The organism is Streptomyces sp. NPDC002144, assembly GCF_053593695.1.
In genome coordinates, this window is record NZ_JBSFDB010000016.1 from 199,542 (window position 1) to 214,615 (window position 15,074).

16 protein-coding genes and 1 pseudogene are annotated in these 15,074 nt (G+C 70.1%); 11 read left to right on the forward strand and 6 right to left on the reverse strand.

Translation table 11 applies throughout. The features are described 5' to 3' along the window. The first annotated feature begins 125 nt into the window (after positions 1-125). Positions 126-2,678 (forward strand): cellulosome protein, encoded by a 2,553-nt coding sequence (locus tag ACWCQ1_RS24830; RefSeq protein WP_451027402.1) that lies wholly within the window; start codon positions 126-128, stop codon positions 2,676-2,678. Between the two features lie 13 nt (positions 2,679-2,691). On the opposite strand, the gene ACWCQ1_RS24835 is transcribed toward ACWCQ1_RS24830, so the two are convergent. Further along, positions 2,692-3,447: a VOC family protein gene (locus ACWCQ1_RS24835; protein WP_358606525.1), complete on the reverse strand. Its 756-nt coding sequence runs from the start codon at positions 3,445-3,447 to the stop codon at positions 2,692-2,694. Positions 3,448-3,621: 174 nt separating this feature from the next. Here ACWCQ1_RS24835 and ACWCQ1_RS24840 point away from each other — a divergent pair, with 174 nt between their 5' ends. Beyond that, positions 3,622-4,575: a GNAT family N-acetyltransferase gene (locus ACWCQ1_RS24840; protein ID WP_133046818.1), complete on the forward strand. Its 954-nt coding sequence runs from the start codon at positions 3,622-3,624 to the stop codon at positions 4,573-4,575. On the opposite strand, the gene ACWCQ1_RS24845 is transcribed toward ACWCQ1_RS24840, so the two are convergent. After that, complete coding sequence (locus ACWCQ1_RS24845) at positions 4,557-4,949, reverse strand: VOC family protein (RefSeq protein WP_133046959.1); 393 nt, start codon at positions 4,947-4,949, stop codon at positions 4,557-4,559. The genes ACWCQ1_RS24840 and ACWCQ1_RS24845 overlap by 19 nt on opposite strands. 67 nt (positions 4,950-5,016) lie before the next feature. Between ACWCQ1_RS24845 and ACWCQ1_RS24850 the strand changes: the two genes are divergently transcribed. Next, positions 5,017-5,556 (forward strand): GNAT family N-acetyltransferase, encoded by a 540-nt coding sequence (locus ACWCQ1_RS24850; protein WP_133046817.1) that lies wholly within the window; start codon positions 5,017-5,019, stop codon positions 5,554-5,556. A 3-nt stretch (positions 5,557-5,559) separates the two neighbouring features. Here the strand turns inward: ACWCQ1_RS24850 and ACWCQ1_RS24855 are convergent, their stop codons facing one another. Beyond that, positions 5,560-6,243, reverse strand: coding sequence for a glycerophosphodiester phosphodiesterase (locus ACWCQ1_RS24855; protein WP_133046816.1), 684 nt, complete (start codon positions 6,241-6,243; stop codon positions 5,560-5,562). Between the two features lie 384 nt (positions 6,244-6,627). On the opposite strand from ACWCQ1_RS24855, the gene ACWCQ1_RS24860 reads away from it, so the two are divergent. The 5 genes from ACWCQ1_RS24860 (at position 6,628) to ACWCQ1_RS24880 (ending at position 11,269) form a co-directional block, all read left to right on the forward strand. Next, positions 6,628-8,025 carry a DUF6421 family protein gene (locus ACWCQ1_RS24860; protein WP_358606530.1) on the forward strand — a complete coding sequence of 466 codons (1,398 nt, stop codon included), beginning with the start codon at positions 6,628-6,630 and terminating at the stop codon, positions 8,023-8,025. Between the two features lie 50 nt (positions 8,026-8,075). Continuing rightward, positions 8,076-8,825, forward strand: coding sequence for an SDR family NAD(P)-dependent oxidoreductase (locus ACWCQ1_RS24865; RefSeq protein ID WP_133046814.1), 750 nt, complete (start codon positions 8,076-8,078; stop codon positions 8,823-8,825). After that, positions 8,822-9,892 carry a threonine aldolase family protein gene (locus ACWCQ1_RS24870; protein ID WP_358606533.1) on the forward strand — a complete coding sequence of 357 codons (1,071 nt, stop codon included), beginning with the start codon at positions 8,822-8,824 and terminating at the stop codon, positions 9,890-9,892. Before ACWCQ1_RS24865 ends, ACWCQ1_RS24870 begins: the two co-directional genes overlap by 4 nt. Before the next feature lie 93 nt (positions 9,893-9,985). Beyond that, positions 9,986-10,558, forward strand: a complete 573-nt coding sequence (locus ACWCQ1_RS24875) for a transglutaminase family protein (RefSeq protein ID WP_358606536.1) — start codon at positions 9,986-9,988, stop codon at positions 10,556-10,558. A gap of 9 nt (positions 10,559-10,567) precedes the next feature. Next, positions 10,568-11,269, forward strand: a complete 702-nt coding sequence (locus ACWCQ1_RS24880) for a B3/B4 domain-containing protein (protein ID WP_451027403.1) — start codon at positions 10,568-10,570, stop codon at positions 11,267-11,269. 3 nt (positions 11,270-11,272) lie between these two features. On the opposite strand, the gene ACWCQ1_RS24885 is transcribed toward ACWCQ1_RS24880, so the two are convergent. From ACWCQ1_RS24885 to ACWCQ1_RS24895, 3 genes are all read right to left on the reverse strand, one after another. Then, positions 11,273-12,004 carry a class I SAM-dependent methyltransferase gene (locus tag ACWCQ1_RS24885; RefSeq protein ID WP_358606542.1) on the reverse strand — a complete coding sequence of 244 codons (732 nt, stop codon included), beginning with the start codon at positions 12,002-12,004 and terminating at the stop codon, positions 11,273-11,275. Between the two features lie 214 nt (positions 12,005-12,218). Then, complete coding sequence (locus ACWCQ1_RS24890; protein ID WP_133046809.1) at positions 12,219-12,947, reverse strand: lysophospholipid acyltransferase family protein; 729 nt, start codon at positions 12,945-12,947, stop codon at positions 12,219-12,221. A gap of 188 nt (positions 12,948-13,135) precedes the next feature. After that, positions 13,136-13,552 (reverse strand): DUF4395 domain-containing protein, encoded by a 417-nt coding sequence (locus ACWCQ1_RS24895; RefSeq protein ID WP_133046808.1) that lies wholly within the window; start codon positions 13,550-13,552, stop codon positions 13,136-13,138. A 75-nt stretch (positions 13,553-13,627) separates the two neighbouring features. Between ACWCQ1_RS24895 and ACWCQ1_RS24900 the strand changes: the two genes are divergently transcribed. The 3 genes and pseudogenes from ACWCQ1_RS24900 to ACWCQ1_RS24910 all read left to right on the forward strand — a co-directional run. Further along, positions 13,628-14,041: a TlpA family protein disulfide reductase gene (locus ACWCQ1_RS24900; protein ID WP_133046807.1), complete on the forward strand. Its 414-nt coding sequence runs from the start codon at positions 13,628-13,630 to the stop codon at positions 14,039-14,041. Between the two features lie 208 nt (positions 14,042-14,249). Then, complete coding sequence (locus tag ACWCQ1_RS24905; protein WP_451027404.1) at positions 14,250-14,759, forward strand: flavin reductase family protein; 510 nt, start codon at positions 14,250-14,252, stop codon at positions 14,757-14,759. A gap of 219 nt (positions 14,760-14,978) precedes the next feature. After that, a pseudogene (locus ACWCQ1_RS24910) lies at positions 14,979-15,074 on the forward strand (electron transfer flavoprotein subunit beta); the annotation flags it as partial.

Here is a 15,074-nt window from a genome sequence, read left to right on the forward strand (position 1 = left end):
GCGTCGGTTCCGCAACTTTCGGTGGCCGGACACCCGTTGACGTGATCGCCGCGCACTCCCTACGTTCGATCCGGTCGGTTCGAAGAATCGACTGGCGTACGAGATGTCGAACGAAAGAGGATGCCGTGGCAGCCGAGACCCTGACGGTCGATCTGGGCACGGAGACGGGCCCGTTCCACGGCGGCGCGAGCGGCACGCTCTACGGCCTGTACGGCGACGGTGTGCCCAGCCGCGCGGTCGTCGAGGGCATGTACGTGCGCACGGTCGCCACCAAGGCCCAGGACGGCATCCAGCATCCGGGCGCCGACGCCCTGGAGATCCTTCCCTCCTTCGTCGCGGCCGGAGGCAAGGACGTGTACGTCTATGTCACCGACTTCCACCGCGGTTTCCCCTACGAATGGCCGGGCGCCACCGGTGAGGAGAAGCTCGCCGCCCATCTGGAGATCGTCCGCCGCCAGGTCGAGCAGGCCATGACCCTGGGCGCGCTCAGGTCCCATCTGGTGTGGGTGCCGTTCAACGAGCCCGAGGGCAACATGTTCGGCACCGGCAAGTGGAGCTACGACCACGTCTCCTGGCACACCGAGCCGGGCCCCTACTTCGCCGCATGGCAGCGGGCGTACCACCTCATCAAGGGCATCGACCCCGAGGCACGGATCGCCGGTCCCAACACCTGCATCCTCTACCCGGAGGTGCGCGGCTTCCTCGAGTTCGCGCGCGACCACGACGTACTGCCGGACGTGATCACCTGGCACGAGCTGTCCTCGCCGGACGAGGTCCGCACGAACGTGGCCAAGTACCGTCAGATGGAGCGGGAGTTGGGCATCGGCCCGCTGCCCGTCAACCTCAACGAGTACGCGCACAACTACCACCTGTCCGTTCCCGGGCAGATGATCCAGTGGATCGCCGCGCTCGAGGAGTGCAAGGTCGACGCCGACATGGCGTACTGGAACATCGCCGGAAACCTCAACGACTCCGCGGTGGAGGCGAACAAGGGCAACGGGCAGTGGTGGCTGTTCAACGCCTACGGACAGCTGAGCGGGAACACCGTCCAGGTCAGGGCGCCGCACCCCAACGCGCAGTACACCTTGCAGGGCGTCGCCGCGCTCGACCGCGACAAGCGGCAGGCGCGGCTGCTGTTCGGCGGTGCGAGCGGCGCCGCGGACCTGGTCTTCGAGGGCGTCGATGCCGAGGTCTTCGGCAACCGCGTCCATCTGCGGCTGCAGGAGATCCCCTGGACCGGCCAAGTCGGCTCCAGTGCACAGCCGTTGCGGCTACGGGACGTCGAACTGCCCGTCGTGGACGGCCGGGTGCGGCTGCCCCTGGCCGACCTGGACGAGATGTCCGCCTACCAGCTGACCCTCGCCCCCGGCGGCAACGGAGCCACTCTCCTTGCCCCGTCGGTGGGTTGGCGGCGCACCTACGAGGCCGAGGACGCGGCCCACACGGGCGGCGGCCACTCGGTCAACGGTCCCGAGGGCTCCCCGTCCGACGTCGACAAGTTCGCCACCTCCGGCGGCCATCACGTCGGCGGCCTGCGCACCGGCTCCGACCTCGTCCTCGCCTTCGACGTCGAGGTTCCGCAGGACGGGACGTACGACCTCCGCGTGTTCGCCAACTCCCACAACCTGGCCGACCTGGTGAGGGAACAGGGCCCCACCAACGTCTTCCTGCGCGTCGACGGCGGGCAGCCCCGCGAACTCCGGCTGCCACTCGGCTACAAGTGGGCCGTCTGGGGCCACACCGACACCCGGGTCGAGCTGACGGCCGGCCCCCACCGCATCACCCTCGCCGCCCAGGACCCCGACCTCGGCGTGACCAAGGGCGACGCGGTCGTCGACAAACTGGATCTCACCCTGCGCGAGGATCGCCAACAGGACGTGTACGAAGCCGAGTTCGCGGCGCTCGGTGGCGGGGCGCGGATGAGTTACGACGAGCCGGGCGCCTCGGGCCCCGGTGCCGCCGTTCTCCCGCACAGCGGCACCGTGACCTTCTGGGTGCACGCCGAGGACGACGGCGAGGCGACGGTGACGGTCGATCTGCTCGGCCCCGGAGAGGGCCTGCTCTCGGTGAACGGCGAGGACGTAGGCCCCGTCGCGCACGGCCCCGTCCCCCTCTTCCTGGCCGGTGGCATCAACAAGGTCACGGTGACCTGCACTTCGGCGCGCCTGGTCGTGGACCGGCTACTGGTGGAGCCGTCGCGCGGCCTGCTGCCCAGCATGCGGGTCCCCGCCGCGGAAGGCACCCTGACCGGCACCGCGAAGGTGGCCGCGTACCCGTACGCGACGGGCGGGAAGGCGGTCGACGGCATCGGGGCGGGCGACGCGAACGCCCTCACCCTCACCGTCACCGCCGACCGCCCCGGCCGCCACGCCCTCACGATCCGCTACTCCAACGGCGAGCAGGCACCGGCCACCCACTACAACCCGGACCCGGTCTGCCGTCACGCCGACATCTCGGTCAACGGAGCCGCCCCGCAGCGCGTGCTGTTCCCGACCACCTTCCACTTCGGCAACTTCTGGAACCTCTCCGTGCCCGTCACCCTGGACCGGGGGCCCAACACCGTCACCTTCACCGCCGACGAACTGCTCGACTTCGACGGCCGTACCAAGAACGCCCACGGTCAGCGCTCCGCCCACGCCCCGGTCGTCGACCGGATCACCGTGACACCGCTGGCCTGAGCGTGCCGACCGCTCAGGCCTCCGCGTACACCCCGAACATCGCCCCCTGCGGATCCCGCAGCACCCCGATCCGCCGGACGTCCCCCAGGGACCTCGGTTCCATCAGGACGCTGCCGCCGGCCGCGGTCGCCGTGGCCGCGGCGCCGTCCACGTCGGCCACCGCGAAGTACGGCAGCCAGTGCGGCGGCACCTCGTGCGGGAACGTGTCGTCCATCGCCATCATGCCGCCGAAGTCGGCGCCGTCGACGCCCCACTGGGTGTAGTGCTCCGAGGCGTTGACGCTCCAGGCGAAGACCGTCGTGTAGAAGTTCACCGCCCGCTCCGGGGCCCGGGTCAGCAGTTCGACCCAGCCCAGCGAGCCGGGCGCGTTGAACAGCCCGGCGCCCGGGAAGGACCGCGCCTGCCACATCTGGAAGACCGCGCCCGTGGGGTCGATCGCCACCGTGAAACGGCCCACGTCGAACACGTCCATCGGCCCGAGCAGCACCGTCCCGCCCGCCGCCGTGACCTTCCCGGCCGACTCGTCCGCGTCCCGTACCGCGAAGGACACGTTCCAGGCGACGGGCTGCGACTCCTGGTACAGCGGGGACAGCGCGGCCACCGCCACGTCCCCGAGATGCGCGACCGAGTAGCCGCCCGCCTCCTGCCGGGGATCCGTCTCGGCACGCCAGCCGAACAGCTCCGCGTAGAACCGCTTCGCGCCCTCCAGATCGCTGGTCCCCAGCTCGGTCCAACAGGGGCCACCGGTCACCGGCTTGTCGAGCTTCATGGCGTTCCTCCGCAATGGATCCACGTCCGGTCCTCCCCAGCACGCTAGTGCCGGGCCCGGTTCCCGGCCATCCGGACAAACCCCTCGCGCCCGGTGCCACCGCCGCCGTACGCTCGGCCCCGTACCGCACCGCATGGCGGCCTCCAGTCCACCACCCCTGCCCGGAGGTCCCGCATGTCCGCGCCCCTGGTGCGCCCTTTCCGCCGCGACGACCGCGACCAGCTCACCGAACTGATCAACGCGCATGTCGCCGCCGTCGTCCCCGGCGTCTCGGTCTCCGTGAACACCGTCCTCAGCGACCTGGAACGGCAGCCCGACGAGTTCATCACCGACCCCTGGGTCGCCGAGCGCACGACACTCGTCGCCGAGCAGCGCCGGTACGTGGTCGCCGCCGCGCATCTGCTGCGCTACCGCGCCGACTCCGAGGTCGGCGAGACGTACCGGGACGCCGGTGAGATCGACTGGTTCGTGTTCCGGCCGCCGGCGTCCTTCTGGCCGGACTCCGAAGCGGCCGCCGACCAGCTGATGGCCGCCTGCCTGGCCCAGCTCGCCCGCTGGAAGGTCCGCCTCCGCTACGCGGGCGGCGCACTGCCCGCGCCCGTCGTCTACGGCCTGCCCCGCACCTGGCCGCACATCCGCGCCCTGTACGAACGCTCGGGCTTCCGCAACACCGGGAACACCGAGGTGATCCTCATCGCGCGGGTCGCCGACCTGCCGGCGCCCGAACCGCGGGCCGACCTCCGCTTCGAGCGCACGCTGGGGGAGTGCGGCACCCGTTTCACGGCTTACGACGACACCGCAGGCGCCCTCGGCTTCATCGAGGTCGACACGTCCCTGGCCCGCCCGGAACGGCACACGCGAGCCCCGGGCCTCGCCGACATCGGCAACCTGCACATCGCCCCGGCGGCGAGGGACACGGGCCTGGAGCACCATCTCCTCGCCCAAGCCGCCGCCTGGCTCCGGCTCTGCGACGTCGACCGTCTCCTCGCCTACGAGCCGTCCGACGACGAAGCGTCGATCGGCGTGCTCCTGGACGCCGGCTTCCGCGAACTGACGCGAACCGACCGCCAGTGGGAGCACCGACCGGGCTCCCGCTGCCCGGATCCGGTTCAGATCCCCGGGCGGTAGCGGATCGGATGGTCCGATGGCACCTCCACCAGCACGATCCGCGTCCCGTCCGGGTCCCTGATCCACAGTTCGACCAGACCCCACGGCTCCTTCACCGGGGGCCGGTCGATCTCGACGCCCTTGGCGCGCAGCTCCTCGTGGGCCGCGCCCGCGTCCTCGACCTGGAGCCACAGCCGTACCGCGGGGGAGCGCGCCGCATCCGAGCGGCCCGAGACTTCCAGGAAGCCGCCGCCGAGGAAGTAGACCGTGCCGCGGTCCGGTCCCGTGCCGAACTCGCGGTAGACGGGGAGGCCCAGCTGCTCGCCGTAGAAACGGCGGGAGCGTTCGGGATCGGCGGGCTGGAGAAGGACCCGGCTGCTGAGAACGTGCACCATGCGCCCCCAGGCTAGGGCGTTACCCTCGTCCTTGCCCGCGCCGCGCCACAGATCGGAGAGCCGCCCCATGGACACCGCCACCGCCGGACTGACCTTCCGCGATGCCACGGACGCCGACGTGGACGCCCTGGTCGAGCTGATCGAGTCGGCCTACCGCGGTGACTCCAGCCGCGTCGGCTGGACCACGGAGGCGGACATCCTGGAGGGGCAGCGCACCGACCCGGAGGGCGTGCTGGAGGTCGTCAAGTCGCCGGACAGCCGACTGCTGACGGTCGAGCGGGACGGCAGGGTCATCGCCTGCTGCCAGCTCGAACACCGCGGCGACCACGCCTACTTCGGGATGTTCGCGGTCAGCCCGGAACTCCAGGGCGGCGGCCTCGGAAAGGTGATCATCGCCGAGGCGGAGCGCGCGGCCCGGGAGAGCTGGGGAGTGCGCGAGATGCACATGACCGTGATCTCCGTACGCGAGGACCTCATCGCCTGGTACGAGCGGCGCGGCTACCGCCGTACGGGAAGGATGACGCCCTTCCCGTACGGCGACGAGCGCTTCGGCATTCCGCAGCGCGACGACCTGCAGTTCGAGCTGCTGGTCAAGGAGCTGGCGTGACGCTCACGCGGTGAAGCGGGCGGTGCGTTTGATCTCCGGGTAGTCGGTGGTCGCGCCGTCCAGCTGCAGCGCCCGTACGAGCCGCAGGTGGTCCTGGGTGTTGACCACCCAGCCGATGACCCTCAGGTCCGCCTTGCGGGCCTGCTCCACGATCTCCAGCGTGAGCCGGCGGATGTTGAGGCAGACCGTCGCCGCGCCCACCTCCACCGCACGGTCGACGATGTCGGTGCCGAACCGGCTGCCGACCAGCGCGGTCCGTACACCCGGCACCAGCCGGGCGATCTCGGCGACGGCCTCGTCGTGGAAGGAGGACACCTCGACGCGGGGGACCAGGTCCCGGTCCAGCATCACCTCGGCGAGTGCCCTGGCCGCCTGCACGTCCTTGATCTCGGCCTGCAGGGGGGCCTGCACGGCGTCCAGGACCTCCTCGAAGACGGGGACCCGTTCGCCGCGGCCCGCGTCCAGGGCGCGCAGCTCCTCGAGGGTCTTGTCGGCGATCGGGCCGGTGCCGTCGGTCGTGCGGTCCACGTCGCTGTCGTGCATGACGACGAGGGCGCCGTCCTTGCTGAGGTGGAGATCGAGTTCGATGACGTCGAGGCCCGCCTGCTGGGCGGCGACGAAGGAACGGAGGGTGTTCTCGGGTTCGACACCCATGACTCCGCGGTGACCGATGGTAAGGAAGTTCAAGGTTCAACTCGCTTCCGTCGACGGCGGCTCGGACCCGCGCGGACCGGAGCGGACGGTTCACGTGGGCAGAGCCGCAGCCTAACGGCCCGGCCTGTCGATGAACCCGCTCGTACACGGGGGATTGGGGTGACGTACGGGGCGGACCTGGCCGGTACCGGCGGGGCCGGTCACCCGGGCGTGGGCGAGTTGCGCGGGTATTGACCGATGGCCGGTATCCGCCGGAGGCGCATGTATACCCCGATCGATCACACCCACAGCATCCGGCAGGAAAAAGTTCTGTGACGATGTGGGTGGGCAGGATAATTTCCCGAGGCTCCCCTTGCTGGGAGAAAGCTCGTATGTATACGGTCTCCTTACGCAAGCTTCTCCCGTGGAGGATGGGACATGACGGAAATTCTTGTGCAGGCGGCTTCGGGGGAGCAGGTTCCTCCCGCGACCAGGGTGGTCGAGCACCCGGCGTGGCCGGTGCTCAAGGATGCCGTGGAGCAGATCCGGCCATGGCAGTCCAAGGACGGGTCGATCGACTTCGAGGCCGCGACGGCACCCGGACGGGCGGACGCCGAAGCCGCCGTCCGGCGTGTCGTGGAGGCCGTTGAGGAGCTCTCCCCGCTGCTCCCGCACGACACCGCCTACCACGAGGCCCTGGTCAAGGACCTGGAACGGTGGGCCGTCGACGGCTTCCAGGTGCCGGACTTCCTGGACTCGCTGCTGGCCTTCCAGCCCGCCGCGGGCCGCGCGGACGGTCTGCAGCATCTGGTCGTCTTCCCGATGTACACGCAGAACGGCAACCCGGACCGCAACTTCGAGGCGGTCGTGCTGCGCATGGTCTGGCCCGACTGGCTGGCCGAGCTGGAGCGCACCCGCTACGACAACCCGCTGTTCTGCGGCATCAAGTTCGAGGACTTCACGGCCGGGTACGACACCAACTCCGCCGTCCTCTTCCCGGAGACCATCGCCGTGCGCGAGGCGCCGGAACGGTTCTCCTGGGGTGGCATCTTCTGCGACCGCGAGGCCGCCCGCTTCCGCCGCGTCACCGACGCCGCCGTCGACATCCTGGGCCTGGAGCTGCCCGAGGACATCGCCGCGATGGTCCACGACCAGAAGCGCTGCGAGGAGGCCTTCGTCCTGTGGGACATGGTCCACGACCGCACCCACAGCCACGGCGACCTGCCCTTCGACCCGTTCATGATCAAGCAGCGGCAGCCGTTCTGGATGTACGGCCTGGAGGAGCTGCGCTGCGACCTCACCGCCTTCAAGGAGGCCGTGAAGCTCGAGGCCGACGGCGTGCCGCAGGCCCGTGACGTGCAGTACGCGGTCCTGTTCGACCGCATGTTCCGCTTCCCGGTCACCGGCGAGCGCGTACGCAACTACGACGGTCTGGGCGGCCAGCTGCTCTTCGCCTACCTGCACAAGCACGACGTCGTCCGGTGGACCGACAACAAGCTCCACATCGACTGGCAGCGCGCCCCGCAGGTGACGAACGAGCTGTGCGCCGAGATCGAGAAGCTCTACCGCGACGGCATCGACCGTCCCAAGCTCGTCCACTGGTTCGCCGGGTACGAGCTGGTCTCCACCTACCTCGCCCCGCACCCGGGCTCCAAGTGGGCCAAGGGCCCCGACGCCCTCGACCTGAGCCAGCCGCCGCGGAAACTCGTCGATGACGTGCTTCCGGACGAGTTTCCGCTGAGCATGTTCTATGAGGCCCTCTCCAAGAAGCTCAAGAACGTGATCGCCTCCACCAAGGGCATCACCGCGGAGAGCGCCGAGCGAGTCGCCGCGTGAGCGGCGCCGTCGCGCGCAAGCCCGGGAACACTGCTCAGGAGGCGAAGAACATGGCGGGGAACGGAGCTCTCAGCGGTGCGGTGATCGCGGTCGCGGGCGCGGGCGGGCCCGCGGGCCGGGCCGCCCTGACGCGGCTGGCCGAGTCCGGGGCGACCGTCGTCGCCGCGGACAACGACCCCGAGCGGCTGGCCGAGGCCGTGGACGCGGCCCGGTACGCCTCGGGCGGTGCGACCGTCACGGGGGAACCCGTCGACCTGCTGGACCTGGAGTCCACCCGCGACTGGGCCACCCACATCGAGAAGGACTTCGGCCGCGTAGACGGGCTGGTCCACCTCGTGGGCGGCTGGCGCGGCAGTGAGGCCTTCATCAAGACCAGCCTGGACGACTGGGACTTCCTGGAGCTGCTGCTCATCCGCACTGTGCAGCACACCTCCCTGGCCTTCTCCGAGGCCCTCCAGCGCAGCGACCGCGGCCGGTACGTCCTGATCAGCGCGGCCGGCGCCTCCAACCCGACCGCCGGGAACGCCGCCTACGCCGCCGCCAAGGCCGCGGCCGAGGCGTGGACGCTCGCCATGGCGGACTACTTCCGCAAGGCCGGGGGCCCCGACGGGCCGACCTCCGCGGCTGCGATCCTGGTCGTCAAGGCGTTGGTGCACGAGGCGATGCGCGCCGAGCGCCCCAACGCGAAGTTCGCGGGCTTCACCGACGTCAAGGACCTGGCGGAGGCCATCGCCGACGTCTGGAGCAAGCCCGCCGCCGAAGTGAACGGAAAGCGTCTGTGGCTGACCGAGAAGCCGTGAACCCCCCGAAGAGCGACGCCCGCCGCCATCACGACCCGGACGTCCGCGGTTTCGCCAGCGACAACTACGCGGGGGCTCATCCCGAGGTGCTCGCCGCCCTGGCCGTGGCCAACGGCGGGCACCAGGTCGCGTACGGCGAGGACGAGTACACGGACAACCTCCAGCGGATCATCCGCAGCCACTTCGGCGCCACGGCGGAGGCCTTCCCGGTCTTCAACGGCACCGGCGCCAACGTCGTCGCGCTCCAGGCGGTCACCGACCGCTGGGGAGCGGTGATCTGCGCCGAGAGCGCGCACATCCACGTCGACGAGGGCGGCGCGCCGGAGCGCATGGGCGGTCTGAAGCTGCTCACCGTCCCCACCCCGGACGGCAAGCTCACCCCCGAGCTGATCGACCGGCAGGCGTACGGCTGGGACGACGAGCACCGCGCCATGCCGCAGGTGGTGTCCATCACGCAGAGCACGGAGCTGGGCACCCTCTACACACCGGACGAGATCCGCGCGATCTGCGAGCACGCCCACGCTCACGGCATGAAGGTGCACCTGGACGGCTCCCGCATCGCCAACGCGGCCGCCTCCCTCGACGTGCCCATGCGGACGTTCACCAATGCGGTCGGCGTCGACATCCTCTCCCTCGGCGGCACGAAGAACGGCGCGCTGTTCGGCGAGGCGGTCGTGGTGATCAACCAGGACGCCGTGAGCCACATGAAGCACCTGCGCAAGCTGTCCATGCAGCTCGCCTCCAAGATGCGTTTCGTGTCGGTGCAGCTGGAGGCCCTGCTCGCCAAGGACCTCTGGCTGCGCAACGCCCGGCACGCCAACGAGATGGCCCAGCGGCTGGCCGAGGGCGTGCGCGCGGTGCACGGCGTGGAGATCCTCTACCCGGTGCAGGCCAACGGCGTCTTCGCCAAGCTGCCGCACGACGTCAGCGAGCGGCTGCAGAAGCGGTTCCGGTTCTACTTCTGGGACGAGGCGGCCGGCGTCGTGCGCTGGATGTGCGCGTTCGACACGACCGAGGAGGACGTGGACGCGTTCGTGGCGGCGCTGAAGGAGGAGATGGCCCGGTAGGGGCCGCAGATAAGGGCCGACCCGCTGCATAGATATGCGGTCATATGAAAAGTCATTGACGCTCGGGTGGCCGTATTCCTATGCTCTGCGGGCATGGAGCTGATCCAGAACACCCCTGACCTGTCCGCCTACCTGGCTGCCGACGAGGTCATCGACCATCACCACCCGCTGGTCCGGGAGACGGCCGCGCGTCTCGCTCGGAATGCGGCAGACTCGTATGCCTATGCACGGCTCGCCTTCGAGTTCGTCCGTGACGCGATCCCCCACTCGCAGGACTCCGGCGATACGCGGGTCACCTGGCGCGCCTCCGACGTCCTGGAGCAGGGCACCGGTATCTGCTACGCCAAGGCGCACGCCCTCGCTGCCCTGTTGCGGGCCGAGGACATCCCGACCGCGTTCTGCTACCAGAAGTTCGACGTGGTGCACGGTCTGGTCGCCGTCCGCTTCAACGGTGCCTGGCTCCGGCAGGACCCGCGCGGCAACAAGCCGGGGGTGGATGCCCGGTTCTCCCTGGACGGCGAGCGGCTGGCCTTCACGCCCAACCCGGAGTCCAATGAGCTGGACTATCCGGTGCTGTACGCTGAACCTCATCCGGCCGTGCTGAAGGTCCTCCGGGCCGCGCCCGACCGGCCGTCCCTCTGGAAGACCCTCCCCACCGCACTCTGAGGCAAGGCGATGACACTCTCCCTGACCGTCTCCGACGAGGTGCGTGCCCTCGCGCCCGGTTTCACCCATGTCGCGATCGAGGCGCACGGTCTGGTCAACGGGCCCAGCACCGAGGCCGGTTCGGCGCTGCTCGACGACGCGGTCCGCCGCCTCGCCGCACGTCTGGACGGCCGCGCCCCGCACGAGGACCCGCACATGGCGGCCTGGCGCGAGGTCTACACGGCGTTCGGCTCCAAGCCGTCGCGCACCCGCAACTCCGCGGAGGCGCTGGCCAAGCGGGCGTTGTCCGACGCCGGCCTGCCCCGGATCAACCTCCTCGTGGACCTCTACAACGCGATCAGCGTCGCCCATCTGATCCCCGTCGGCGGCGAGGACACGGACCGTATCCGGGGCGGCATGACGCTCGTCCGGGCCACCGGCGACGAGGACTTCGTGACCGTCGCGGGAGGCGAGGAGGTCATCGAGCACCCCGACGCGGGCGAGGTGGTCTGGCGTGACGAGGAGGGTGTCACCTGCCGCCGCTGGAACTGGCGCCAGGGTCCGCGCACCCGTCTCACCGAGCAGAGCGTCTCCGCGATCTTCCTCCTGGAGAGCCTGGCCCCGATGCCGGTGGCCGAGGTGGAGGCGGCGGGCGCCGAACTCGCCGAGCTGCTGGAGAAGTTCAGTCCGGGCGCGCGGATCGACGTACGGGCCGCACAGTCCGCGAGCTGAGGGTCAGTACGCCCGGTGGAACAGGGCGGTCCAGAGGAAGGGCTCCCCGAAGTACGGGGAGTCCGCCGGCTCGTCGCGCATCCGCCGTATCTCGACCTCCGTCATCCCACCGAACAGCGTGCGCAACGCCTCGGGGGTGTACGCCAGTCCGCCCTCGAGCCGGCCGCGTTCATAGAACGCCGCGTCCGGCAGTTCGGAGCCCATGGCACCGGCGGCGAAACAGGTGAGCCCGAACAGACCGCCGGGGGCGAGGAGTTGATCGAGCAGCGCCAGGTAGCTGATCCGGCGATGCGGCGGCAGGTGGTGGAAGCACCCCGAGTCGTAGACCAGGTCGTACGGCCCCCGCAACCCGGTCCCGGACAGGGCGAAGGCGTCTCCCGCAAGAAAGCGGACCTCGACACCCGCCTCGGCCGCGCGCTCCCCGGCCCACGCGACGGCCTCGGACGACAGGTCGACGGCGTCGACCTCGAAACCCTGGGAGGCGAGGTACAGCGCGTTGCGGCCGGGGCCGCATCCCAGGTCGAGGGCGCGTCCGGGGGTGAGCAGTCCGGCCTCGACGTGGGAGACCAGGTTTTCGTCAGGCTTCGCGGCGAAGAACGGGATCCGGCGTGAGCGGTCCGCGTAGAAGTCGTCCCACCACGAGCCGGCGTCCGTCGTCCATCGATCGCCTCCGGCGGCGAACAGGCCGTCCAGGAGCTGGAGTACGTCCTCGACTGTGCGTATGTGTCGGTCCATCGGATCCCCTTCCCGAAGCGGGGATCCTAAGTCCGCGGGAGGAGAAAACCCAGGTCAGGCGGTGGCCGTGGAGGGCGTGTACGGCCGTTTGCCCGGCTGCCGGGCAGGCACGGGAAGCCTCGGGCCGGACCCCGGCCAAACTCCGTCCCCGGGTGCGTCAGGCGTGCTCAAGGGGCCGTTGCCGCCGAGGCGTGGGTGGGTTTTCCGGCGGCCCTCAGTGGGCCTCCGCCGCCCGTACTTCCTCCGGGGTCGGTGCCGTGCCGCCCAGGTGGGCCGGCATCCACCATGTGTCACTCGCGTCCTTCGGACGGACCGGGTAGGCGCGCTGGGCGGCCTCCAGCAGTTCCTGGACACGCTCGCGGAGTTGCCGGGTGATGGCACCCGCGTACTTGTCCTTGGAGGCCTCGATGGCCTCGCCGACACGAATCGTGATCGGCGTGTGGCTGCGCTTGAAGTTGCGCGGGTGGCCCTTGGTCCACAGCCGCTGGGTGCCCCAGACCGCCATCGGGACCAGCGGGACGCCCGCCTCCTGCGCCAGGCGCGCGGCACCGGACTTGAAGGACTTCAGCGTGAACGACTGCGAGATGGTGGCCTCGGGGAACACCCCGACGACCTCACCGGACTTGAGGGAGTCCAGCGCGTGCGCGTACGCCGCGTCGCCCTGCTCGCGGTCCACCGGGATGTGCTTCATGCCCCGCATCAGCGGCCCGGAGATCCGGTGCCGGAAGACGGACTCCTTGGCCATGAAGCGCACGAGACGCTTCTGCGGAAGCGCGGCGAGGCCGTCGAAGATGAAGTCCAGGTAGCTGATGTGATTGCTCACCAGCACGGCACCACCCGAGCGCGGAATGTTCTCCGATCCCTTGCAGTCGATCTTCAGGTCCCACGCCTTGAACAAGGTGAGCGCGAGACCGATGACGGGACGGTAGACAAGCTCTGCCATGGACGGGGTGGACCCTTCCTTCTCAGCCTGGGAAGGACGCTCCCGGCGGGAAAGCTACGCAGCCGTAGGTTTACGGCATCTCGCAGATCGTGCCCGAAGAACGGCCGGGGAGCCAGTCCAAGTTCCGGACAGCGGCGGAGATCCTCGTCACGTCGCCCGGTGATCCACCTCGTGCTTTTACGTCGCCTTTACTCCGCGCGCACCCCGACCCGGCGCACCAGCAGGTACATCTCGCAGCCCAGGCAGTACCCGAACGCCGCATTGAGGAAGGCCGCCGCGAGCGCCAGCCCGGTGGCGGCCAGCCCCAGCCAGTCCGGACCCAGCGCGAAGCCCACGAGCCCCACGCCCGCGAAGAGGAGCCCCACCGCCTGCGCGAACCGCGGCGGCTCCGGCGACTCGAACTCGGTCGGCGGCCCGATCCGGGGCCGTACGACCCTGCGGAACAGCCAGCCGTACGGCGACCGGCCCACCCCGCCCGCAGCGCCCAGCGCGAACGCCAGCGTCTGCCAGGCCAATAGCCAGACGTTCCCGGTGATCAGCACAATGGCCAGTACCAGGGTCGTCAGGGCCGCCCCGAAGCGAGGGCCCCTCACATCGATGTCCATGAATCAAGCATTCCGCATGGGACACGATTCCTGGAGCCGGGAATCTTTGCAGTCTCGTGAACGCTGGAGCAGTCGATGGCCGGACTCGTGGTGTGTGTGGTGGTGCTCGTGGTGGCGGGCGCCTATGGATTGCTGCATCGGCAGCGGAGCGGGAGAGTACGCGTGCGTGGGCGCGACGACGGAAAGCGGCTCGACGCGGCCGAGTTGGGCGAGGAACTGGGCGAGCGGGCCACCCTCGTGCAGTTCTCCAGTGCCTTCTGCGCCCCCTGCCGGGCGACCCGGCGCGTCCTGGGCGAGGTCGCCGGCATGGTGCCGGGCGTGACCCATGTCGAGATCGACGCCGAGGACCACCTGGACCTCGTCCGCGAACTCGACATCCTCAAGACGCCGACCGTGCTCGTCCTGGACGCCGACGGCCGGGTGGTGCGGCGGGCGACCGGGCAGCCGCGCAAGGCGGACGTCATCGCGGCACTGGGGGAGGCGGTTTGACGGCTGTGATGCGGACGGTGAGGCATCTCCCATATGCCGGAACGTACTTGACTGGGCGCACCACCTATCGTCAGCCTGACCCCATGCCGACCGAACTCCTTCTGTACGGGCGGGTCCACGTCGACCTCGTCCGCAACGCGAGCGCGCGCTGTCCGGGCTGTTGAGCAGCCACGACCCCGCTCGCCCTCTCTCGCAGAAGGACAACTCCATGACGGCCACATCCGACCTCGGTACCCCCCAGCTCGCCTCGCCCGACCTGCTGCGCTCCGTCTTCCGCCGGCACGCGGCGGGAGTCGCCGTGATCACCGCGCGTGGCGACGCCGGCCCGGTCGGCTTCACCGCCACCTCCCTCGCCTCCGTCTCCGCCGAACCCCCGATGCTCTCCTTCGGCATCAGCCTGGGCGCCTCCTCCTGGCCCGCGATAGCCGCGACCGACCACATCGGCGTCCACATCCTCGGCGACCACCAGCAGGAACTCGCTGCCACCTTCGCGAAGAGCGGCGCCGACCGCTTCGGGGCGCCCACCGCCTGGCGCGAGGGGCCCGAGGGCGTCCCCGTCCTCGACGACGTCCTGGCCTGGCTGGTGTGCCGGATCGTCGCGCGCGTGCCCGCGGGTGATCACCGCATCGTCCTGGCCGAGGTCGCCCTCGGCGACCCCACCGGCCCCGGCCGCCCGCTCCTCTATCACCAGGGGCGCTTCAACGGCCTGCGGGACTGATCCGGCGCCGGCTCCCTCTGCGAAGCGGTCGAGTTCCGATTACGCTGCGTTGCACAGGTCACAGTTCAAAGCGCTTGCTTAGCGGGAACGAACTGGGTGTACTGGCGAGTAATATTTCGCTCGGAGCGCGGGGTCGCCCCGATCGGGATCGGCCGCTTGAGGCGCCTATGCTGCCTGAAAGAGGCAGCACCGAAATGACGATGCAGTAGGAGAGCCGGCGTGAGCTTGAGGATCGTTGTCACTGTGAAGTACGTGCCCGACGCCACTGGCGACCGGCACTTCGCCGATGACCTGACCGTCGACCGGGACGACGTG